The organism is Saccharococcus thermophilus, assembly GCF_011761475.1.
Classification (GTDB): Bacteria; Bacillota; Bacilli; order Bacillales; family Anoxybacillaceae; genus Saccharococcus; species Saccharococcus thermophilus.
Genome location: NZ_JAASRS010000001.1, coordinates 2,349,208 through 2,370,991, shown reverse-complemented (window position 1 = coordinate 2,370,991; position 21,784 = coordinate 2,349,208). Strand labels below are relative to the sequence as shown.

Here is a 21,784-nt window from a genome sequence, read left to right as displayed (position 1 = left end):
TGTTTGACAAAATTTCAAATCTCACATTTCGCACCCTAACAAGGTCAAAACAAAGGATTTTTTATTTAGTTTTTCAGAATAACTTTTTGACCAACACAACGAGCGATGGCAATCCTTTTTTTACCATCGCTGGTCGTTCCGTATCACGTTACACGTAGATGCTCTCATCCATGCCCAATCCCTGCAGAATCCTTCGCTGATCAGGGGTAAGGGAGCGATCCAGTGAGCGTTGGATGCGCCCATCCGGCAGCTTGAACAGGACGACGTTCACATATTGAAACAGCTGAAAAATCGCCTGTCCCGTCGGCCGGGTCAGCTTGCGGCCTCCAGGACCCTTCAACGGGTGTTCTGGAGTAATAAACTGACGCACTCGGCGCTGAAAAACGCGGTAAATAGCCAAGGCCAACAGAAACAAATAGCCTAATACTGCGACCCGTTCTGGTTTTTTGACGTAAATCTCATCCGTGAAAAACGGATCTTTCAAAAAAGCGAAGTTCATTTCCACCGAGATCTGCCCTTTATACAGCTTCAAGATCTCTTGGGCATCCATGGGTTGGCCCTTCCATTCCTTCGGAACGGTCGTGACAAGGACAAACCGGGACGCTTTCCGTCTCGCCTGTTCCCACGCGTCTTGGTCGAATTCGACGTCAAGGTGCAAGAAATACAGCGTCTCCACCTCGGGTTCCGCCCCTTTTTTCGGCCGTCCGCGCCGTTTTTTCAGGCGTACGATCTCTTCGACCGCGGCCTCAACCCGATGAAACCGGGGGCGAAGGGACGCCTTGAGGGACGCCAAGGCTTGTTCGGCATCTTCCCGGCAGGAGAAGGGGTGACGCTCCCAACGGGCTTGTTCCTCGCGAAGAAGCTCCGCTTCTTTGGTTCGTTCTTTTTCAAGCGTCTTTCCTTTTCGCTGGTCGAGCGCGCTCGATTCAACAACGATCAGCCGAACGGGGTGGCCTTCATACGTCGAGGCCGTTTCCCATACCCGGTACGTGGCGCCGTTTCTCTCCGCCAACGTAAAGGGATCGCTCCACGTCGTGTCCTCAGCATCCGCTTCGGCCAGCGCGGTTTTCACGATCCGGAGCGACGAAGGGCCTCTGGTGATCAAAAAGGCGTTGGCCGCTTTGGTTTGCGCCAGGGTCTCTTTCGTCATCGCGGCGGAATCGGCCACGTAAATCCATTCGTCTTCGATTTTGGCCTGCTTCAGCTGTTCATGGACACGAGACAGCACCTCGGGATTCCATGTTTTATCGGGCAGGTTGCCATCGTGCACATCGCCGTAAAACGGGATGCCGTCCTCGTTGCCGACCAGTCCGAAACCGATCTGTTTTTGCCAACGATGATGGCGGTTGTAGCCATGTGTGATTTGTAAGGCCTCTAACGAGGCCGATTCATACGCGCCGTAAACGGTCTTGTCCGTCGTATCGGCGTGGAAGGCTCGGAGGGAAAGGCCTTCTTTTCGATAAATATGAATCAAGCAAGTGCTGATGACGTTGTGAATGCCAGCCTCATACAGGCGATCGAGATGACGGGCCAACGCATCGTCGTTCAACCAGGAAGGATGGAGATCGGGACGGATGAGTTTCTCACAATCGACCTCCTGAGCCCAATGTTCCAAGTGAACAAGGGCTTGCCGGCCGTCAAACACATTGTAGAGGATGGCCTGAACGGCATCGCTGACTCGCGTTTGGCACTGCGGATCGACGGGCACGAGATGGTCAATCAATTGAGGCAGACCCAGTTTCTTGAATAGGGCACTTATTATATTCAAATAAGAATTGCGATAGACCTTTTTGACTTGAACGTTCATAAGTGAAAAACTCCTTTACGTTCCTTGTGTGTCAAGGATTCATTCGACATCGGAACGAAAAAATCCTCCCGATTTTCGTCGAGAGGGTGCGAAATGTGAGTCGCAAGGTGACATTCTCCCTTCTTAAATTCCTCATTTCATCGGAATGGGAGGCGTGTATTGAAAAACCAAAGGGCAGATTGTTAATGATCTGCCCTTTTTCAAAATATCTACTTTAAAACGAACGATCCCTTCCGGATAAAAAAGAAAAAACCCTTGCATGGCAAGGGCTTTCTGAATGGAGCATACCGGGTTCGAACCGGTGACCTTCGCGCTGCCAGCACGACGCTCTCCCAACTGAGCTAATGCCCCATTTCATCAATTATTTCCTGTCCGTTTTTAATTATATATATGCTTTTTTGGAAATGCAATAGTATTTTATGCAGCTTTTTATTGGAAAAGGTGAAACAGATCAGCCGCTCTCAATATCAATATGGACGATTGAATCGACGCTGCGGATCGCATAATAGATGTCGGCGGCAGCCCGCTTTTGATCGATAACGGCTTTTAATTTAATTAAGTGCTGATTGTTGTCTAAATCTTTAATACGCATCGTCTTAATATCGATGTGTTGCAGCCTTATTTTTTCGATGACATCAGCAATATTTTTTGTATCTGCCACGGTGATTTGCAATAGAATTTCTTTTTCCCGCAGTTGTTTCGGTCCGAAAAAGTTGATGAGAAAAGGAATAAGTTCTACGCTTACAATTAATAATGCCACCCCGAAGGCCGACTCCCAATAAAATCCGGCACCGACGGCAACTCCGATGCCAGCCGCTCCCCAAATGATCGCGGCGGTAGTTAATCCTGTAATACTATCATTTCCCCGCCGTAAAATAACCCCAGCTCCTAAAAAACCAACGCCTGATACAATTTGTGCGGCAAGACGGAGTGGATCCATCGTAATATGGTCTTTTAGTGGGAATACATAGGCAGATTCGATCGAGACAATCGTTAACAAACAGCTGGAAATGGAAATAACTAAGCAAGTTTTTAAGCCAACAGGTTTTCGTTTTAATTCCCTTTCCAGCCCGATGATTAATCCTAATACAGCAGATATCCCCAATTTAATGAATGGATCGAACATCACGGCAATCACCTCTTTTGTTTCGATATTGGTATAATAATGATAAAACATTGATTAAGGGGATGAATAATGAAGCCATCAAGCATGTTCAAACCATATTTAGCCCTATTTGTAGGAGCGCTTTCCGTTTCTACTTCTGCTATTCTTGTAAAATGGGCGCATGCTCCTGCTTCCGTTATCGCTTTTTATCGACTTTTTTTTACGATATTGTTGATGACACCGTTTTTCCTCAAATATATTAGCGAATTAAAAGAAATCTCCTGTCGCGATTGGGCGTTTTCGGTCTTCTCCGGAATTTTATTAGCATTCCATTTTATTCTTTGGTTTGAGTCGCTGAACTATACTTCCGTAACCAGTTCTGTTGTACTTGTAACATTGCAGCCGTTATTTGCGTTTGTTGGCGGGTATGTGTTTTTTAAAGAACGTCTCACTGCAGGAGCATTGTTTAGCGCGCTATTAGCAATCGCCGGAAGCGTGATCATCAGCTGGGGCGATTTTCAAGTCAGCGGCAAAGCATTATTTGGTGATATGTTGGCACTGTTGGCATGTGCCATGGTAACAGGATATTGGCTATTTGGTCAAGAATTGCGCAAACGTCTATCATTGATGACATATACGTATATTGTATACGGGATTAGTTCTTTCGTGCTTTTTCTTTACGTAATTGCGTTTCGTCTTCCACTGCTTTCCTATAGAAAAATAGACTGGCTCTGCTTTGTCTTATTAGCCATTGTGCCGACCCTGCTAGGCCATTCCTTAATGAATTGGTCGGTAAAATGGGTAAGCGCAGCAACCGTTTCGATGAGCATTTTATTTGAACCAGTGGGAGCTTCTATATTAGCCTACTTTTTACTTGGGGAGATGATTCAGCCATCCCAATGGATCGGAGGTATTTTCATTTTAACAGGAATCGGGATATATTTGTGGGGAGAAAATCGAAAAGGGACGCTACCAATACAAGAAAGTAGCTGACCCCATCGTCCCTGTAATTAATTTATTGTTCATTGGAAGACGATAGTGTTCTAAATTGCTCGCGAACTTCGATAAGTAAGTAAAACCAACTCTTGTTGTTTGTGGAAGCAGATATGCTGATTTGGTCGCGGATTTTTTTCTCTTTTTATTCAGAGCGGCGATGATTTCTGCCGTCGTTTTAATTCCGATTCCATGTCCGTAATGAAGGTCGTCGCCTAAATAAATTGTATTTTCTCCTTGCCATTGCGGCGTTTGCGGATCGAATTCAGGATTTTTAAAATAAAGACAGTCACCAGGAAGATAATCTTCTCCCTTTTTTGTTCTTATCCCTAAATCTTGATCCACATGCCAGTCGTATAATAAGAGATCGGAAAATAACGTATTAAACGTCTGCTGATCAATAACATCCAGCACGGCCTTGTAAAATACGATCACAATGGCGGTCGCGCACTCAAAGGCGTACAAATGGCTGTTGACGAAAATATCGTTTATTGCATCTGCAGGAGGTACTCCTTTTCTCAATTGAAAGCCGCCTAATTCATTTCGTATCCAAAATTGTTCATTGCATCTGGAAAAGCGGAAAATGGCGAATCTCACTCTGCTTTTGTTGAGTGCAACAGCGGAATGAACGATGCGGTCGCGAAGGACGATCTCGAATAAAAGCTGATGTTTATTTTCGTATACATACTTTTTCGGCGATTTTAATAACGCTTCAAATATTTTTTCTTGACTTTTGGAAAGAGAAGAGGGGCCGAATAAACTGCTGTCGACGGCTGATTGTTGAATTTGAATCATATTTTCCTCCTTCAAAACAAATGATCTGCTTACTGGTGTAACTTGAATTATATTTAGAAAGTGGTTGTCCGGCTTCGTTTATTTTTGAGGATAAAGTATATTTTAATATGTATACTCGTGGTGCTATTTATGATGTGATCGTTGATATTCGTAAAGACTCACCGACGTTTGGAAAATGGCAAGGATTTATTTTGAGTGCGGACAATAAGCGACAATTGTTAGTTCCTAAAGGATTCGCACACGGTTTTTGTACATTGGTAGAGAACACAGAAGTTCAATACAAAGTTGACGAATATTATTCTCCTGAGCATGACCGGGGAATTCTTTGGAATGATCCAGCGTTAAGCATTGATTGGCCAGTAACGAATCCTGTTCTTTCGGAAAAAGATGCAAATCATCCATTGTTAGCGGATGCAGAAATTAATTTTGTGTAGGAGAGAACTCTATGAATCTTTTAGTAACCGGTGGAGCAGGCTTTATCGGTAGTAATTTTGTGCGTTATATGTTGAACAAATATCCTGAATATAAAATCGTTAATTACGACTTATTAACTTATGCTGGTAATTTGGAAAATTTAAAGGATATTCAAGAAAGTCCACGGTATGTCTTTGTTAAAGGAGATATTCGAAACTATCAACTCGTTGATTATATTGTAAAGTCTCATCATATTGATGTGATTGTTAATTTCGCTGCTGAATCGCATGTGGATCGCAGTATTTCTGATCCCAGTGTTTTCGTTAAAACGAACGTATTGGGGACTCAGGTATTGTTAGATGTCGCAAAGGAGAACAATATTCAAAAGTATGTCCAAATTTCTACTGATGAAGTGTATGGCAGTTTAGGAGATACAGGGTATTTTACGGAAGAGACGCCACTTGCTCCAAACAGCCCTTACTCAGCAAGTAAGGCCAGTGCGGATTTACTTGTAAGAGCATATCATGAAACATATGGATTAAATGTGAATATTACGCGTTGCTCTAATAATTATGGACCATATCATTTTCCTGAAAAGCTAATCCCATTAATGATAACAAATGCATTAGAAGGTAAAGAGCTTCCTATTTATGGTGATGGTCAAAATATTCGTGATTGGCTTCATGTTAAAGACCACTGTGCCGCTATTGATTTAGTTATTCATAAAGGCAAACCAGGAGAAGTATATAATATCGGCGGACATAATGAACGGACAAATAACGAAATCGTCCATTTAATTGTTGAAAAACTTGGAGTTTCAAAGTCGTTAATTAAATATGTATCGGATCGCCCAGGACATGATCGTCGCTATGCAATCGATCCTACAAAAATTATGACAGAACTCGGATGGAAACCACAATATACGTTTGACAAGGGAATTGAGGAAACTATTCAATGGTACATCAATAATCCAGATTGGTGGAAACGTGTTAAATCCGGAGAGTACATGGTTTATTATCAAAAGCAATATGGTGAAAGAGAATGAGTAGACAAAAAATATTAGTTACTGGTGCGAAAGGGCAACTCGGTACAGAGATGGTCAAATTGTTAGAAGACATGGAATATGAAGTATATGGATATGGACGAGCAGAACTCGATATAACGAATTTTGAGCAAGTGAAAAATGTTATTGACCATATCCATCCTAATGTCGTTATTCACGCTGCTGCTTATACAAAGGTGGATGCAGCAGAGTCCGAACCAGATCAAGCTTTTTTAGTTAATGCATACGGAACAAGAAACATAGTCGTAGCGTCAGAACATATAGGTGCTAAGTTTGTTTATATAAGCACCGATTATGTGTTTGATGGCACCGCAAACGCGCCTTATAACGAGTTTGCTTTTACGAATCCGATAAACGTATATGGAAAAAGTAAACTAGCCGGTGAGCAGTTTGTAAGAGACCTTCACTCTAAATTTTTTATTATTCGAACATCGTGGGTTTATGGAAAATATGGAAATAATTTTGTGAAAACAATGTTAAAGCTTGCACAGGAACAAAAAGAAGTGTTCGTGGTTGATGATCAAATCGGATGTCCAACTTATGCGGTTGATTTAGCTAGCTGTATTTTTCAACTTATTCGGACTGGAAAATATGGAGTCTACCATATTTCTAATTCCGGTCGTTGCTCTTGGTATGAATTTGCAAAAGCCATTTTCGAAGAGGCTAATGTTAATATAGTGGTTAATCCATGTAAAACAAAAGACTGTCCAAGACCTGCTCAACGCCCTATGTATTCTGTATTGGATCATATGGCTCTGCGATTAAATGGCTTTAAGGAATTAAGGCATTGGCGAGAGGCGTTAAAGGAATTTATTAAAGTTTATGGGGTGAAATCTTGACAACATTAGCGTTAGTCATGATTGTAAAAAATGAAGAGCGGCATCTTAGTCGTTGTCTGCAAAGTGTCAAAGATATTGTCGATGAGATGGTTATTGTCGATACAGGATCTACAGATCGTACAAAGGAAATAGCTTATGCATTTGGTGCGAAAGTATTCGATTTTGAATGGATGAATGATTTTTCCGCTGCTCGGAATTACGCACTTGAGAAATCCACAAGTGATTGGAACTTAGTGTTGGATGCAGACGAATATATTATTAATGACTGTGGAAGCATTATACGTAACTTTATAGAAAAAAATGACAAAGTAATTGGTCGGATTAAAAGGATGGATGAGTTTATTCAAGATGGCGAGAAGAGATATGCACAGTCTTATCTATCTCGATTACTGCCTAAAGGGGTAAAGTATACTGGAAGAATTCACGAACAGGTAGAGTCTGATTTACCGAGGGAGAACTTGGATATAGAAGTGTATCATGACGGATATGTTTATACAGACAAAACGGATCGAAACCTCAAATTGTTGTTGCTAGAATTGGAACGAGATCCTCTTAATGATTATGTTCTGTATCAAGTAGGAAAACAATACAAGTTGCAGCAGCAACTACAACAAGCAGAATTATATTTTGAAAAGAGTTACCATCTTGTCCCATTGAAATCATGGTACCGCCATAGTCTAATCATTGATTATTTATATACAATTATAGGAAATAAATCGTTCGAGAAAGGCTTAAAATTGATTGAAACCGAGCGGGACAGATTTGCTGATTCTCCAGATTTCCATTTCGCATGCGGTTTATTTTATATGGACCTGATTTTTAGCAACGTTAATAAATATGTTCATTTATTTCCGCTCATTGAAAAATCTTTTCTTCGATGTTTAGAAATAGGGGATACCGATAAGTATGACAGTGTGAAAGGGACAGGGAGTTTCCTTGCTTCTTACAATTTAGGAGTATTCCATGAGGTTCTTGGTAATACGGATAAAGCCATTTCATTCTATCAACAAGCAGCCAATGAACAATATGAAAGAGCTATAAAACGCTTAGAACTTTTAAGGTAGTTCTTATGAGGCTGGCTTATAATGTCACAAGCAGTCTCAAAATTATTCTTGCTATTTGATTCCTAGAAAATAAAATAACGAAATAATAAATCAAAGAGTCTACCATTCTTAGGCTCTATTTTTTTAGAGTTTAACAGAACATACATTCGTGTTTGTGTTATAATGAAATAGAGGTGATCATATGGATTATATAAATTAACCCGTGGTGCTAGATAAAATCAGACAAGCATAAAAATAGCCCTTGCATGAGGATCTCCTTAAAATGAAAGTGCAACCAAACATCAAAAGGAGAAGTTCCCATGCAAGAGCACTTTCATTTTACAACAGATCGTGTCAAACTTCAAAAACAATATGCATCGATTTTGCTTTTTGTATCGGCTCAACTATCGAGTATCCAGATTCATCTTCAACGTCGAAATCGTCATTTGTTGAAACAGAAAGACGAAGTCATCATCACCATCCATGTCCTTGGAAAGTTGTTGGGCTTCACTTCCGAACGGGCTTGGCACCGGTTTGTGATTGGGAATTTGTTTCCCAAGGCCTTGTTCCCTGAGCGTTCTCGGTACAACCGTCGCTGCCGAGCGCTTAGCTTTGCGATCAAGTGGATTCGACACCAGTTGGCCAAGCGCGGGCAACACCATGCGTATGCGGTCGTGGACAGCTTGCCGATCGAGCTGTGTCATTCAGCTCGAATGCATCGCGTCAAACGATTCCGTGGAATTGCCGATATTGGCTATTGTGCTTCCAAAAGGATCACTTTCTATGGGTTGAAACTTCACCTGCAGGTCACCGACCAAGGGCTTCCGATGGGATATGTTGTCACCGAAGCGTCTTGTCACGACCGGGTGGCCGCTGAAACCGTCATGACGCAAATTCCACATCCGTATAACCTCGGTGACAAAGGGTATATCAGCCAAAAGCTGCAAAAGAAGCTGTACGAAGAGCACCGGGTCGCTTTTTGGACGCCCGTTCGAAAAAATCAGCGAATTCGCCAATCGGACGCATGGAAACAGTGGATGAAGCGAAAACGTAAAGTGGTGGAAACCGTGTTTTCGATTTTAGTCGATTCGTATCGGATCACCGAGATTCGAGCGAACTCGGTTTCTGGATTTGAAACGGCGCTGGATGGTATTTTACTGGCTTACTCCCTTGTTGTTCTTGGGCTAGTTGAGTGTTAAAACTCAACTAGCACCACGGGTATGTATGTAGTGCGTAATTTTATTATGCGGGAAGTAGCAAGGTTGATTTCTAACACCTGCTCGATTAAATTGTAAGTATAAGCGGTAAAAAGAGCTCTGTAGCGGTTATGTTGATGATTTGTACAAAGCTTTCGGGGAAATACAAAAAAAATAAAAAAAGGGGGTTGCATTTTTAAAAAGAAGGTGTTATATTAAGTAGCGTCGCTAATCGATCGATAAAACTCGATCGCTAAGCGGTATAATGATCATAAAAAACATGGTTGACAATAAAAAAACGCCGTGTTATTATTAAGAAGCTGCTTTGATAAAGAAATGTTCCTTGAAAACTGAACAAAACGAAGCGTCCACATAGAAAAGCGAAGGCGACTGATTAGCCCCGGCAGGCGCTGGAGGGCTCGCGAGGAGGCTGTTGCCGCCACAGCGAGACCGAAGCGGCCCGAGGGGCTAGGAGCCGGAGCTGGACAATAAGAAAAGCGAAGGCGACTCGACACCTTGCGGTGTTGGTGCTGAAGCTAAAAATAAGCCAATCAACTTTCTATGGAGAGTTTGATCCTGGCTCAGGACGAACGCTGGCGGCGTGCCTAATACATGCAAGTCGAGCGGACCGAATAGGAGCTTGCTCTTGTTCGGTTAGCGGCGGACGGGTGAGTAACACGTGGGCAACCTACCCGTAAGACCGGGATAACTCCGGGAAACCGGAGCTAATACCGGATAACACCGAAGACCGCATGGTCTTCGGTTGAAAGGCGGCTTTGGCTGTCACTTACGGATGGGCCCGCGGCGCATTAGCTAGTTGGTGAGGTAACGGCTCACCAAGGCGACGATGCGTAGCCGGCCTGAGAGGGTGACCGGCCACACTGGGACTGAGACACGGCCCAGACTCCTACGGGAGGCAGCAGTAGGGAATCTTCCGCAATGGACGAAAGTCTGACGGAGCGACGCCGCGTGAGCGAAGAAGGTCTTCGGATCGTAAAGCTCTGTTGTTAGGGAAGAAGAAGTACCGTTCGAATAGGGCGGTACGGTGACGGTACCTAACGAGAAAGCCCCGGCTAACTACGTGCCAGCAGCCGCGGTAATACGTAGGAGGCGAGCGTTGTCCGGAATTATTGGGCGTAAAGCGCGCGCAGGCGGTCCCTTAAGTCTGATGTGAAAGCCCACGGCTCAACCGTGGAGGGTCATTGGAAACTGGGGGACTTGAGTGCAGAAGAGGAGAGCGGAATTCCACGTGTAGCGGTGAAATGCGTAGAGATGTGGAGGAACACCAGTGGCGAAGGCGGCTCTCTGGTCTGTAACTGACGCTGAGGCGCGAAAGCGTGGGGAGCAAACAGGATTAGATACCCTGGTAGTCCACGCCGTAAACGATGAGTGCTAAGTGTTAGAGGGGTCAAACCCTTTAGTGCTGCAGCTAACGCGTTAAGCACTCCGCCTGGGGAGTACGGCCGCAAGGCTGAAACTCAAAGGAATTGACGGGGGCCCGCACAAGCGGTGGAGCATGTGGTTTAATTCGAAGCAACGCGAAGAACCTTACCAGGTCTTGACATCCCCTGACAACCCTAGAGATAGGGCGTTCCCCCTTCGGGGGGACAGGGTGACAGGTGGTGCATGGTTGTCGTCAGCTCGTGTCGTGAGATGTTGGGTTAAGTCCCGCAACGAGCGCAACCCTCGACCTTAGTTGCCAGCATTCAGTTGGGCACTCTAAGGTGACTGCCGGTGACAAACCGGAGGAAGGTGGGGATGACGTCAAATCATCATGCCCCTTATGACCTGGGCTACACACGTGCTACAATGGGCGGTACAAAGGGCTGCGAACCCGCGAGGGGGAGCCAATCCCAAAAAGCCGCTCTCAGTTCGGATTGCAGGCTGCAACTCGCCTGCATGAAGCCGGAATCGCTAGTAATCGCGGATCAGCATGCCGCGGTGAATACGTTCCCGGGCCTTGTACACACCGCCCGTCACACCACGAGAGCTTGCAACACCCGAAGTCGGTGAGGTAACCCTTTCGGGAGCCAGCCGCCGAAGGTGGGGCAAGTGATTGGGGTGAAGTCGTAACAAGGTAGCCGTACCGGAAGGTGCGGCTGGATCACCTCCTTTCTAAGGATGATATGTGTGTGAAATAAGAGGGACGCTTACGTTTTGTTCGGTTTTGAGGGAACATATTTATGTTCTCTTCAATTAATCCGTTTTGCGTCTGCGTCTTCTAGTGAATTCAGAGAAGCTGGATTCCTCGACGCAAAGCTGCAAAGAAGCGAATGCAATGAAGTAGCTTCGTTCCTTGAAAACTAGATAACCGAAAAGAAAAGCGGAGGCGCCGCGGTTAGGCGCCGAAGCTAGACAAAGGAAGAAGCCGAGAAGCGCTATTGGTTAAGTTAGAAAGGGCGCACGGTGGATGCCTTGGCACTAGGAGCCGATGAAGGACGGGGCAAACGCCGAAACGCTTCGGGGAGCTGTAAGCAAGCGTTGATCCGGAGATGTCCGAATGGGGGAACCCACTGTCCGTAATGGGACAGTATCCATACCTGAATCCATAGGGTATGGAGGGCACACCCGGGGAACTGAAACATCTTAGTACCCGGAGGAGAAGAAAGCAAAAGCGATTCCCTGAGTAGCGGCGAGCGAAACGGGAACAGCCCAAACCAAGAGGCTTGCCTCTTGGGGTTGTAGGACCACTCATATGGGAGTGACAAAGGAACGGGGTAGACGAAGCGGTCTGGAAAGGCCCGCCAGAGAAGGTGACAGCCCTGTAGTCGAAACTTCGTTCCCTCCCGAGTGGCTCCTGAGTACGGCGGGACACGGGGAATCCCGTCGGAAGCTGGGAGGACCATCTCCCAAGGCTAAATACTCCCTAGTGACCGATAGTGAACCAGTACCGTGAGGGAAAGGTGAAAAGCACCCCGGAAGGGGAGTGAAAGAGAACCTGAAACCGTGTGCCTACAAGTAGTCAGAGCCCGTTGATGGGTGATGGCGTGCCTTTTGTAGAATGAACCGGCGAGTTACGATGACGTGCGAGGTTAAGTCGAAGAGACGGAGCCGCAGCGAAAGCGAGTCTGAATAGGGCGTTCAGTACGTCGTCGTAGACCCGAAACCAGGTGATCTACCCATGTCCAGGGTGAAGGTAGGGTAACACCTACTGGAGGCCCGAACCCACGCACGTTGAAAAGTGCGGGGATGAGGTGTGGGTAGGGGTGAAATGCCAATCGAACTTGGAGATAGCTGGTTCTCCCCGAAATAGCTTTAGGGCTAGCCTCAAGGGAAGAGTCTTGGAGGTAGAGCACTGATTGAGCTAGGGGCCCTCATCGGGTTACCGAACTCAGTCAAACTCCGAATGCCAATGACTTATCCTTGGGAGTCAGACTACGAGTGATAAGATCCGTGGTCGAGAGGGAAACAGCCCAGATCACCAGCTAAGGTCCCTAAGTGCACGTTAAGTGGAAAAGGATGTGGAGTTGCCCAGACAACCAGGATGTTGGCTTAGAAGCAGCCATCATTTAAAGAGTGCGTAATAGCTCACTGGTCGAGTGACTCTGCGCCGAAAATGTACCGGGGCTAAACGTGCCACCGAAGCTGTGGGATGACCTTCGGTCATCGGTAGGGGAGCGTTCTAAGGGCGTCGAAGCGAGACCGGAAGGACTCGTGGAGCGCTTAGAAGTGAGAATGCCGGTATGAGTAGCGAAAACAGAGGTGAGAATCCTCTGCACCGAAAGCCTAAGGGTTCCTGAGGAAGGTTCGTCCGCTCAGGGTTAGTCGGGACCTAAGCCGAGGCCGAAAGGCGTAGGTGATGGGCAACAGGTAGAGATTCCTGTACCACCTCCTCACCGTTTGAGCGATGGGGGGACGCAGGAAGGTAGGGCGAGCAGGCTGCTGGAATAGCCTGTCCAAGCGGTTAGGCTGCCAGATAGGCAAATCCGTCTGGCGCAAAGGCGGAGCCGTGATGGCGAAGGGACCATCGGTCCCGAAGTCCCCGATCCTACACTGCCAAGAAAAGCCTCTAGCGAGGTGAGAGGTGCCCGTACCGCAAACCGACACAGGTAGGCGAGGAGAGAATCCTAAGGTGCGCGGGAGAACTCTCGTTAAGGAACTCGGCAAAATGACCCCGTAACTTCGGGAGAAGGGGTGCTCTCTTGGGTGAATAGCCCGAGGGAGCCGCAGTGAAAAGGCCCAAGCGACTGTTTATCAAAAACACAGGTCTCTGCGAAGCCGAAAGGCGAAGTATAGGGGCTGACACCTGCCCGGTGCTGGAAGGTTAAGGGGAGCGCTTAGCGCAAGCGAAGGTGCGAACCGAAGCCCCAGTAAACGGCGGCCGTAACTATAACGGTCCTAAGGTAGCGAAATTCCTTGTCGGGTAAGTTCCGACCCGCACGAAAGGTGTAACGACTTGGGCACTGTCTCAACGAGAGACCCGGTGAAATTATACTACCTGTGAAGATGCAGGTTACCCGCGACAGGACGGAAAGACCCCGTGGAGCTTTACTGCAGCCTGATATGGAATTTTGGTATCGCTTGTACAGGATAGGTGGGAGCCTGGGAAGCCGGAGCGCCAGCTTCGGTGGAGGCGCCGGTGGGATACCACCCTGGCGGTATTGAAATTCTAACCCGCACCCCTGATCGGGGTGGGAGACAGTGTCAGGTGGGCAGTTTGACTGGGGCGGTCGCCTCCCAAAAGGTAACGGAGGCGCCCAAAGGTTCCCTCAGAATGGTTGGAAATCATTCGTAGAGTGCAAAGGCACAAGGGAGCTTGACTGCGAGACGGACAGGTCGAGCAGGGACGAAAGTCGGGCTTAGTGATCCGGTGGTTCCGTATGGAAGGGCCATCGCTCAACGGATAAAAGCTACCCCGGGGATAACAGGCTGATCTCCCCCAAGAGTCCACATCGACGGGGAGGTTTGGCACCTCGATGTCGGCTCATCGCATCCTGGGGCTGTAGTCGGTCCCAAGGGTTGGGCTGTTCGCCCATTAAAGCGGTACGCGAGCTGGGTTCAGAACGTCGTGAGACAGTTCGGTCCCTATCCGTCGCGGGCGCAGGAAATTTGAGAGGAGCTGTCCTTAGTACGAGAGGACCGGGATGGACGCACCGCTGGTGTACCAGTTGTCCCGCCAGGGGCACCGCTGGGTAGCTATGTGCGGAAGGGATAAGCGCTGAAAGCATCTAAGCGTGAAGCCCCCCTCAAGATGAGATTTCCCATCGCGTTAAGCGAGTAAGATCCCTCGAAGATGACGAGGTCGATAGGTCCGAGGTGGAAGCGTGGCGACACGTGCAGCTGACGGATACTAATCGATCGAGGACTTAACCAAGAAAAGCGCACGAAAAGCGGAGGCGACTGCTTAGCCCCGATGGGCGCTGGAAGACCTGCGAGGAGGCTGTCGCCGCCACAGCAGGTCTGAAGCGACCCAAGGGGCTAGGAGCCGGAGCTAGACACCACGAAAAGCGGAGGACGCCCGCCTATCGGCGACACGCGCTGGAGGGCCCGTGAGGAGGCTGTTGCCGCCGCAACGGGACCGAAGCGTCGCGAGCCGATGGCGTCCGGAGCTAGACAGCAAAGGCGGCCGGCTTCTTCCAAGTAAACGGTTATCTAGTTTTGAAGGAATGAAATAAAAAAACTCTTGACACAACAATATCGGTCATTATAATAATACTTGTCCAAATTATTCCGCAGCAACTCAGTGGGGAGCAACGAGCCTAGGCTTCTGTGGATTTGCTTCGAGTTGTCCCGACGCATATAACATCGTTGAATAAACTAGAAGAGGAAGGGACAACGATTAGGAAAATTTAGGCGAGTTGCCTCGACGCATCCTGCTTCTTTGAAAAAGCTTGTAGAGGAAGAGGCAATATAAAATAAAATCGAGTATAGATGAATCATTACCTCATTCCGCAGTAGCTCAGTGGTAGAGCAATCGGCTGTTAACCGATTGGTCGCAGGTTCGAATCCTGCCTGCGGAGCCATCTTGGAGAGCTGTCCGAGTGGTCGAAGGAGCACGATTGGAAATCGTGTAGGCGTGAATAGCGCCTCAAGGGTTCGAATCCCTTGCTCTCCGCCACTACTTAACTCACATGGCCCGTTGGTCAAGTGGTTAAGACACCGCCCTTTCACGGCGGTAACACGGGTTCGAATCCCGTACGGGTCACTTTCTTTTTGTCGGAGGATTAGCTCAGCTGGGAGAGCACTTGCCTTACAAGCAAGGGGTCGGCGGTTCGATCCCGTCATCCTCCACCACTAATATCGTCGCGGGGTGGAGCAGTCCGGTAGCTCGTCGGGCTCATAACCCGAAGGTCGCAGGTTCAAATCCTGCCCCCGCAATCCATATAGGTCCCGTAGTGTAGTGGTTAACATGCCTGCCTGTCACGCAGGAGATCGCGGGTTCGAGTCCCGTCGGGACCGCCATTACAATATATTGGCTCGGTAGCTCAGTCGGTAGAGCAAAGGACTGAAAATCCTTGTGTCGGCGGTTCGATTCCGTCCCGAGCCACCACTTAATTCTCAACGCAATAATATCAATCCTCATATGCCGACTTAGCTCAATTGGTAGAGCAACTGAATCGTAATCAGTAGGTTGCGGGTTCAAGTCCTGCAGTCGGCACCATCCATTACGGAGGGGTAGCGAAGTGGCTAAACGCGGCGGACTGTAAATCCGCTCCCTTTGGGTTCGGCGGTTCGAATCCGTCCCCCTCCATTTTTCACTTAGGGGCATAGTTTAATGGTAGAACAGAGGTCTCCAAAACCTCCGGTGTGGGTTCGATTCCTACTGCCCCTGCCATTAAATTGATAAATATGCATGGCGACTATGGCGAAGTGGTTAACGCACCAGATTGTGGCTCTGGCATGCGTGGGTTCGATTCCCACTAGTCGCCCTTTTCTTCTACTGTTGGGGTATAGCCAAGCGGTAAGGCAACGGACTTTGACTCCGTGATGCGTTGGTTCGAATCCAGCTACCCCAGCCATGTTGCGGAAGTAGTTCAGTGGTAGAACACCACCTTGCCAAGGTGGGGGTCGCGGGTTCGAGTCCCGTCTTCCGCTCTTTGTGGCGGCATAGCCAAGTGGTAAGGCAGAGGTCTGCAAAACCTTTATCCCCGGTTCGAATCCGGGTGCCGCCTCCATGTTATGGCGCCGGGGTGGCGGAATTGGCAGACGCACAGGACTTAAAATCCTGGGGTAGGTAACTACCGTGCCGGTTCGAGTCCGGCCCTCGGCATAAAAGCATGAAATAAGTTGTTGACTTTCTACTTTTGATATTGTATAATTAAATATGTGTTTTACGCCGATGTGGCGGAATTGGCAGACGCGCACGACTCAAAATCGTGTGGGGTAGCCCCCCGTGTGGGTTCGACTCCCACCATCGGCATCGAAAATAGGGAAAAGGCTTTAGGATCAAGGGTTCTCACAAATGTGGGAACCCTTTCTTTATTTTTACCGAATACGATTCGAGCAAGAAAAATCGTGTGCGGCTAATCGTGTTCGGTGAGGTGAATTGAAAGTGAGAAAAATGAGAGATGAGGGGACATTGCAGAGAAATAGCAAGAAGGGAAGGAGAGGTGAACTGAGTCGTGAGGAACTATTGCTAATATCTGATAACAACACAGAAATTGAATACACATTTGAGGAATTGTTAGAAATATTTATTGAGGATTGCAAACTAAGAAATTTGCGGGAACATACGATTAAATATTATCGCAGTGAGTTAAATGCGTTTATAAAACTGCTGAAAGAGCAAAAAATCGAGTTGCGTGTAAGTGAATGGACAGGAGAAACCATTAAGCGAAATGTCATTATGTACATGAAAGAAAAAGGTCTTAAGACAGTCAGTATCAATTCCCGTTTGCGAGCCATGAGGGCGTTTTTTAACTTTTTAGAAGGACGAAATCTCATAAAAAGCAATCCGATGAAAGACATCAAATTGCTGCGGGATAGAAAAAGGATTGTAGAAACGTTTGACAACCAGCAGATAAAGGCGTTATTTAAAGCATGCGACCTTCGCACGTTTGTAGGTTTAAGGGATTATACGATTATGATGTTACTGTTGGAAACGGGAGTTCGAGTAAATGAACTGGTGGGTATAAAAACAACAGATATCATTTGGGAACAAAAAGTCATACGCATTCGAAACACAAAAGGTGGCTTTGAACGCTTTGTTCCTATTCAAGATAAAATGATTAGCCAATTAAAAAAATATTTAGTTGTAAGAGGAAATGTGGATACAGATTACTTATTTATTACTCGGGACAACACTCCATTGAGTAAAAAGCAAGTACAAGATAGAATTAAAGAATATGGGAAAAAAGCGGGGATAAAGAATGTTCGTTGTTCCCCACACACATTCCGTCATACATTTGCTAAATTATGTGTGTTAAATGGGGCGAATGCATTTCAATTGCAAGCAATACTAGGACATACGTCATTGGAAGTAACAAAAGTATATGTAAATCTTTTCAGCAGCGAAGTGCAGCAAGGGCATGCGAAATTCAGTCCAATAAATAACTTGTTTAAGTAATTTCTCATATTGTTTCTCTTGAAAAATTTTGATGATACACAAAAAAGTCTGGTGATTGTTGAGGAAATAAAAAGAGGGAAGAAGAGAATTCAAGGGAATCGGGAAAAGTGCCTTTAGTACATTTCTCGATTCCTTTTTATTTGGAGCAAAAAGAGGGGAAAGGGATAAGGGAGAAGGGAATCCTTTTCCCTTGGTCCTTTTCCCTTTTTTCGTCATCCTTTTTTGTTATTTCCCGAAGGGAATGCTTCCTTGTCCCTTCCCCCTATCTCCTTTTTCCCTATCTTTTTCTCGTCAAACTTTTTTGTATGGTATTTTCATCCAAATGACCTTCCATCCCTTGTGGGACAAGGCTTCGAGCAGACGTGAGGCGAAGAAGGGAAATCGTCAAGGTTTTTTGTAAGGGAATATGGTAGGGGGAAAGGATGCAAGGGATAAAGGAAATGTCCACATAAGATAAATTATTTGTCTAATTATGTTAAAATATAGTAAATATATGCCGTAAAATAATAATATAGAAGTGGAAGAAAGATATGAATCGGTTTCTGGTATGAATTGGTTATGGTATGCTCTACATTTGTCGAAAACTATCTAATTAAATCAGTTTCGCTTAAGATTTACTTATACATGTCTATACTCAAATTAAAACTGAAGTTGAATGTTGAACAGAGGGTGAGATAAATGTCAAAGTTGGCGTTAGTCTTGGCTGGTGGGGGAGGAAAAGGTGCTTATCAAATAGGCGTATGGAAAGCCTTGAGAGAATATGGAGTGGACAGAAATATTGGTGCGGTAGCAGGAACATCTGTAGGAGCCTTGAATGCAGTTGCCTTTGTACAAGGTGATTACGAATTAGCAGAAAGAATTTGGTTGAACATTTCACATAATCAAATACTTAAAGTAGATGTTTGGAAGTTACTTAAAAATTTCATTTTAGAAATTGGTTCTAATTTAAATGAAACAATGATAAAGACGTTTATACAAAATAAAACAATGATAGAAACGTTTATAAAAAGAAAAATATTCAATGGTATTTTTTCAAAGGATGGCTTATTGAATATAATTCATCAATATATAAATCTTTCAAGTGTATCGACATCCGAAATCGAATGCTATGTCACTTGTTGTCATATTCCATCATTTAAAGCCAAGTATTTTTGTTTGTCTGACCAAAGCGATGAAAAGATTACATCCATTTTGTTAGCTTCCTCCGCATTGCCTATTGTGTTTGATGTTGAAACCATCGAAGGTGAACAGTATATAGACGGTGGTTTGGTTGATAATGTTCCGATAAGACCGCTATATGAGAAGGGGTATCGAAAGTTTTTAATTGTACATCTTAGTAGGGATAGTGTCGTTGAAATAAATAAATATCCAGATGCAAAGATTGTTCAAATCGTACCGAAAGAGCACCAAGGAGCACTTGTCGGTGGAACATTGGATTTTAGTGCTTCTAATGCAATAAAAAGAATTCAGCAAGGATATGAAGATACAATACAAGTTCTTCGACCTTTATATGAAATGGGAATGATCCAGTCGAAAATTTATCAATCTCTCCACGTGCTAAAAAAAGATAACGCTCATTCATTTCAACGTAGAACAAAAATTTTACATAATCGTCAACTTCTTAAAGATGAGTTAGGCAGGTTACTGAATGAGAGGGGTTACAACAATGAATCTTCGGCTTCCGTTGAATGGGATTAGTAATCTATCACAAGATTATTTAGCAGAAATCGATCAATTTGTAGATGAAATCATTGAGAAACATAAGTCTAACACAAATGTAATTAATACACTTGTGTTAGATAGTGTAGCATGTCTTTCTGTTGCGGAAGCGAGGAGCAATGAATTTGCAAGTCAAGGGAAAATCAAAAAAATATGGAACGGTCTTACAGGGAAAAACAAAAAAATTAGAGCTGAAATTGATCGGAATTTAGTATCAGCTCAATATGCTTCTCAACAAATGATACAGAAGCTGGCAGAACAAAACTTGCTTACTTTTGAACTCATTACAACGGTTAATAACAAGCTAAATACAATGATAACAGAAGTGGAAGAAGAAATTAATCGAATATATGAACTACTTCTTGTGTTTTTTAAACAAGTAAGGAGTAACATGGTGCAATTAGAAAGTAGAGTTGAAAAGTTAGAACAAAACGTAAATCTACTACATTGGCACAATACGATTGAATATCAAATGTTTGATGGGGTCGAGTATTTTGAGCTCCCAGAAATAGAAAAAATTATTTGTTTAGCGAATGATTTTTATCATTTAACCAAGGGAAAATGGTCAACGGCAGATTTAATGTTGTTGAAATCGACCATGTCAGAGATTGGACTGAATGTAAAGAAAAAAATAACGTATAGGGAATTTTTTGAATATATCATTTCTAAACCGAAATTGCTTGATAAGTTGCTTGGTGGATTGAGTATAGAGACAGCTATAAACATTGAACCTTATCAAGCTTCTCTTATTAAAGGCATTGAAAAATATTACCTTTTGCAGACAGAAGAAAGTTATATTGTGGATGCGGTTGCATCTATATCAAATGTGATTGATTATGAAAGTATTCGATTATCGTTGGTATACAACTATTTAAAAACGCAAGCTATTTTCAATATGGATAAATGTGTAAATGTGTTTGAATTTATGAATGAATTACTATTAAATCTGTCTATCTTTTTTAATACCTCTCCCACTGAGGTAGCCATATATGATGAATACGAGAAGAAAATTTCTGAATTGGAAAAGGTGGTAGAAAATCAACAAAAGGAGATTACAAAATACAAAGAACTGATTGGAAAAATAATCAGAGAAGAGTGGTTTTTTGTAAGAGCCTCTTATTTTCCTGGATGGTTTATTCCTACGGTTAAGTCCGTGCTGCTATTAAAATCAGACGATGATTTAGTTGAGAAAAAGCATGTTCAGCCTTTTATTGAATGGAAAGTATCAGACAGGGATTTAGTTAAGAAGGGGGATATATTAGGTTGGATTAAAAGTAGTACCAGCTCGTCTCGTGTTTTCAGTATTAACAGTCCAAAAGATGGTCGCCTACATATTATAAAGAAAAGTGGAGAAGTGGAGGAAGGTGAAATTATTGCTGTGATAACAACCCCAGTTGATGAAATTAGGGATATGGATGAATGGTTAAAATGGTTTCAATAATGAATTGTTGTATGAGATATTTTTGGAGAAATGATTACCGAGTTTTTTGCAATTTAATTTTTACCATGTCCCAACACCGAACACTTCGTCCTTAAATAAAAAAACATGACTTGAAATAAAAAATCGTGTCCAAGATCGAAGGAAAATCAGACATGGTTCTGATCGTCCTTCGGTCTTTTTTAAGAGTTATAAGAGGAATAGTGGTGTTATGTCAAGAAAATGGACACGATAAACAGGAGAGAAATAGCTGAACTTAGGCAGCTACTTTTCCCTGATTAGCGTAGTAAGCAGCCTCAAATTCACATGGCGATACATAGCCGAGGGCGGAATGACTTCGTTTTTGATTGTAAAAACATTCAATGTTGTCTGAACCCACAAAGCTCATGCCATTACTTTCTTTGTATTCGACTATTCAACAGTTGAAGAGGATGTTTAAGCTAGCCTTAGTTCCTAGTAAAAGAACACAAAAACAAGATATAGAGTGGTTGAAGAATAAAGATGTTTGAAAGCTGCACATGTTTTGTACAGCTTTTCGTTATCTCGAGACATTAATGAAAAGACGGACATATGCTCAAAATATAACAAAGAATCAGTTTTTTTGCTAGTTACATTGAAGGAATATACGGGAAAATACTAGATTACTTGCATCGCTCTACTTTGACAAAAACTGGAGGTTGATCGAATAGATCTAAAGACAATTCGATTCTATTTTAGTTATTTGTGATGCAGTGAAGATAAAACTTTGTTTATTTCATCAAGAATAGGCTGAAAACCTTCTAAGACATTTATTTTTGTATGTGGGCGCAAATCTGAACGAACAGTGTTTCTTAAAATTCTTCGTTTTGGTCTCGATAAGTTTTGAA

Annotated in this window: 11 protein-coding genes, 17 tRNA genes, 2 rRNA genes and 1 pseudogene; 27 read left to right on the top strand and 4 right to left on the bottom strand. The window is 44.4% G+C overall.

Annotation, left to right across the window (positions count from 1 at the left end):
• Positions 1-148: 148 nt before the first annotated feature.
• The 3 genes from BDD39_RS12295 to BDD39_RS12285 form a co-directional block, all read right to left on the bottom strand.
• On the bottom strand, positions 149-1,807 hold the full coding sequence (locus BDD39_RS12295; RefSeq protein ID WP_015863777.1) for an IS1634 family transposase: 1,659 nt from the start codon (positions 1,805-1,807) through the stop codon (positions 149-151).
• 278 nt (positions 1,808-2,085) lie between these two features.
• A tRNA-Ala gene (locus BDD39_RS12290) sits at positions 2,086-2,158 on the bottom strand.
• Between the two features lie 100 nt (positions 2,159-2,258).
• Positions 2,259-2,936, bottom strand: coding sequence for an MgtC/SapB family protein (locus BDD39_RS12285; protein WP_341801467.1), 678 nt, complete (start codon positions 2,934-2,936; stop codon positions 2,259-2,261).
• Between the two features lie 66 nt (positions 2,937-3,002).
• Here BDD39_RS12285 and BDD39_RS12280 point away from each other — a divergent pair, with 66 nt between their 5' ends.
• Entirely contained in the window at positions 3,003-3,905 is a 903-nt protein-coding gene (locus tag BDD39_RS12280; protein WP_166911018.1) for a DMT family transporter, read from the top strand.
• On the opposite strand, the gene BDD39_RS12275 is transcribed toward BDD39_RS12280, so the two are convergent.
• Complete coding sequence (locus BDD39_RS12275) at positions 3,882-4,700, bottom strand: protein-glutamine gamma-glutamyltransferase (protein WP_166911016.1); 819 nt, start codon at positions 4,698-4,700, stop codon at positions 3,882-3,884. The two genes, BDD39_RS12280 and BDD39_RS12275, sit on opposite strands and share 24 nt — an antisense overlap.
• Positions 4,701-4,819: 119 nt before the next feature.
• Here BDD39_RS12275 and BDD39_RS12270 point away from each other — a divergent pair.
• The 26 genes and pseudogenes from BDD39_RS12270 to BDD39_RS12145 all read left to right on the top strand — a co-directional run.
• Positions 4,820-5,134: pseudogene (locus BDD39_RS12270) on the top strand (dTDP-4-dehydrorhamnose 3,5-epimerase family protein); the annotation flags it as partial.
• An 11-nt stretch (positions 5,135-5,145) separates the two neighbouring features.
• Entirely contained in the window at positions 5,146-6,159 is a 1,014-nt protein-coding gene (gene rfbB, locus BDD39_RS12265; protein WP_166911014.1) for a dTDP-glucose 4,6-dehydratase, read from the top strand.
• Positions 6,156-7,016: a dTDP-4-dehydrorhamnose reductase gene (gene rfbD, locus BDD39_RS12260; protein ID WP_166911013.1), complete on the top strand. Its 861-nt coding sequence runs from the start codon at positions 6,156-6,158 to the stop codon at positions 7,014-7,016. The genes rfbB and rfbD overlap by 4 nt, the downstream gene beginning before the upstream one ends.
• Entirely contained in the window at positions 7,013-8,080 is a 1,068-nt protein-coding gene (locus tag BDD39_RS12255) for a glycosyltransferase family 2 protein (protein ID WP_243846032.1), read from the top strand. The genes rfbD and BDD39_RS12255 overlap by 4 nt, the downstream gene beginning before the upstream one ends.
• Before the next feature lie 299 nt (positions 8,081-8,379).
• A complete protein-coding gene (locus BDD39_RS12250) occupies positions 8,380-9,258 on the top strand; it encodes an IS982 family transposase (protein WP_166907142.1) in 879 nt (292 codons plus the stop codon).
• 555 nt (positions 9,259-9,813) lie between these two features.
• Positions 9,814-11,370: ribosomal RNA gene (locus BDD39_RS12245) — 16S ribosomal RNA — on the top strand.
• Between the two features lie 268 nt (positions 11,371-11,638).
• Positions 11,639-14,569 (top strand): 23S ribosomal RNA (locus tag BDD39_RS12240).
• The 16S and 23S rRNA genes sit together here, the layout of an rRNA operon.
• Before the next feature lie 574 nt (positions 14,570-15,143).
• A tRNA-Asn gene (locus tag BDD39_RS12235) sits at positions 15,144-15,218 on the top strand.
• 4 nt (positions 15,219-15,222) lie between these two features.
• A tRNA-Ser gene (locus BDD39_RS12230) sits at positions 15,223-15,313 on the top strand.
• A 15-nt stretch (positions 15,314-15,328) separates the two neighbouring features.
• Positions 15,329-15,400, top strand: a tRNA-Glu gene (locus BDD39_RS12225).
• 13 nt (positions 15,401-15,413) lie between these two features.
• Positions 15,414-15,489, top strand: a tRNA-Val gene (locus BDD39_RS12220).
• Between the two features lie 10 nt (positions 15,490-15,499).
• Positions 15,500-15,573, top strand: a tRNA-Met gene (locus tag BDD39_RS12215).
• An 8-nt stretch (positions 15,574-15,581) separates the two neighbouring features.
• Positions 15,582-15,657: transfer RNA gene (locus tag BDD39_RS12210), tRNA-Asp, on the top strand.
• Positions 15,658-15,669: 12 nt separating this feature from the next.
• A tRNA-Phe gene (locus BDD39_RS12205) sits at positions 15,670-15,745 on the top strand.
• 35 nt (positions 15,746-15,780) lie between these two features.
• Positions 15,781-15,856, top strand: a tRNA-Thr gene (locus tag BDD39_RS12200).
• An 8-nt stretch (positions 15,857-15,864) separates the two neighbouring features.
• Positions 15,865-15,946 (top strand) — tRNA-Tyr (locus BDD39_RS12195).
• Between the two features lie 10 nt (positions 15,947-15,956).
• Positions 15,957-16,030, top strand: a tRNA-Trp gene (locus BDD39_RS12190).
• Between the two features lie 21 nt (positions 16,031-16,051).
• Positions 16,052-16,124, top strand: a tRNA-His gene (locus BDD39_RS12185).
• Between the two features lie 15 nt (positions 16,125-16,139).
• Positions 16,140-16,214 (top strand) — tRNA-Gln (locus BDD39_RS12180).
• 4 nt (positions 16,215-16,218) lie between these two features.
• Positions 16,219-16,290, top strand: a tRNA-Gly gene (locus BDD39_RS12175).
• A 6-nt stretch (positions 16,291-16,296) separates the two neighbouring features.
• Positions 16,297-16,370 (top strand) — tRNA-Cys (locus BDD39_RS12170).
• Positions 16,371-16,379: 9 nt separating this feature from the next.
• Positions 16,380-16,465 (top strand) — tRNA-Leu (locus BDD39_RS12165).
• 65 nt (positions 16,466-16,530) lie between these two features.
• Positions 16,531-16,615: transfer RNA gene (locus tag BDD39_RS12160), tRNA-Leu, on the top strand.
• Between the two features lie 141 nt (positions 16,616-16,756).
• Positions 16,757-17,761, top strand: a complete 1,005-nt coding sequence (locus BDD39_RS12155) for a tyrosine-type recombinase/integrase (protein WP_208404539.1) — start codon at positions 16,757-16,759, stop codon at positions 17,759-17,761.
• Positions 17,762-18,439: 678 nt separating this feature from the next.
• Complete coding sequence (locus BDD39_RS12150) at positions 18,440-19,459, top strand: patatin-like phospholipase family protein (protein ID WP_166911009.1); 1,020 nt, start codon at positions 18,440-18,442, stop codon at positions 19,457-19,459.
• The gene (locus BDD39_RS12145; RefSeq protein ID WP_166911007.1) at positions 19,428-20,921 is read left to right on the top strand and encodes a hypothetical protein; all 1,494 of its coding nucleotides are present in this window, start codon (positions 19,428-19,430) and stop codon (positions 20,919-20,921) included. Before BDD39_RS12150 ends, BDD39_RS12145 begins: the two co-directional genes overlap by 32 nt.
• Positions 20,922-21,784 lie beyond the last annotated feature (863 nt).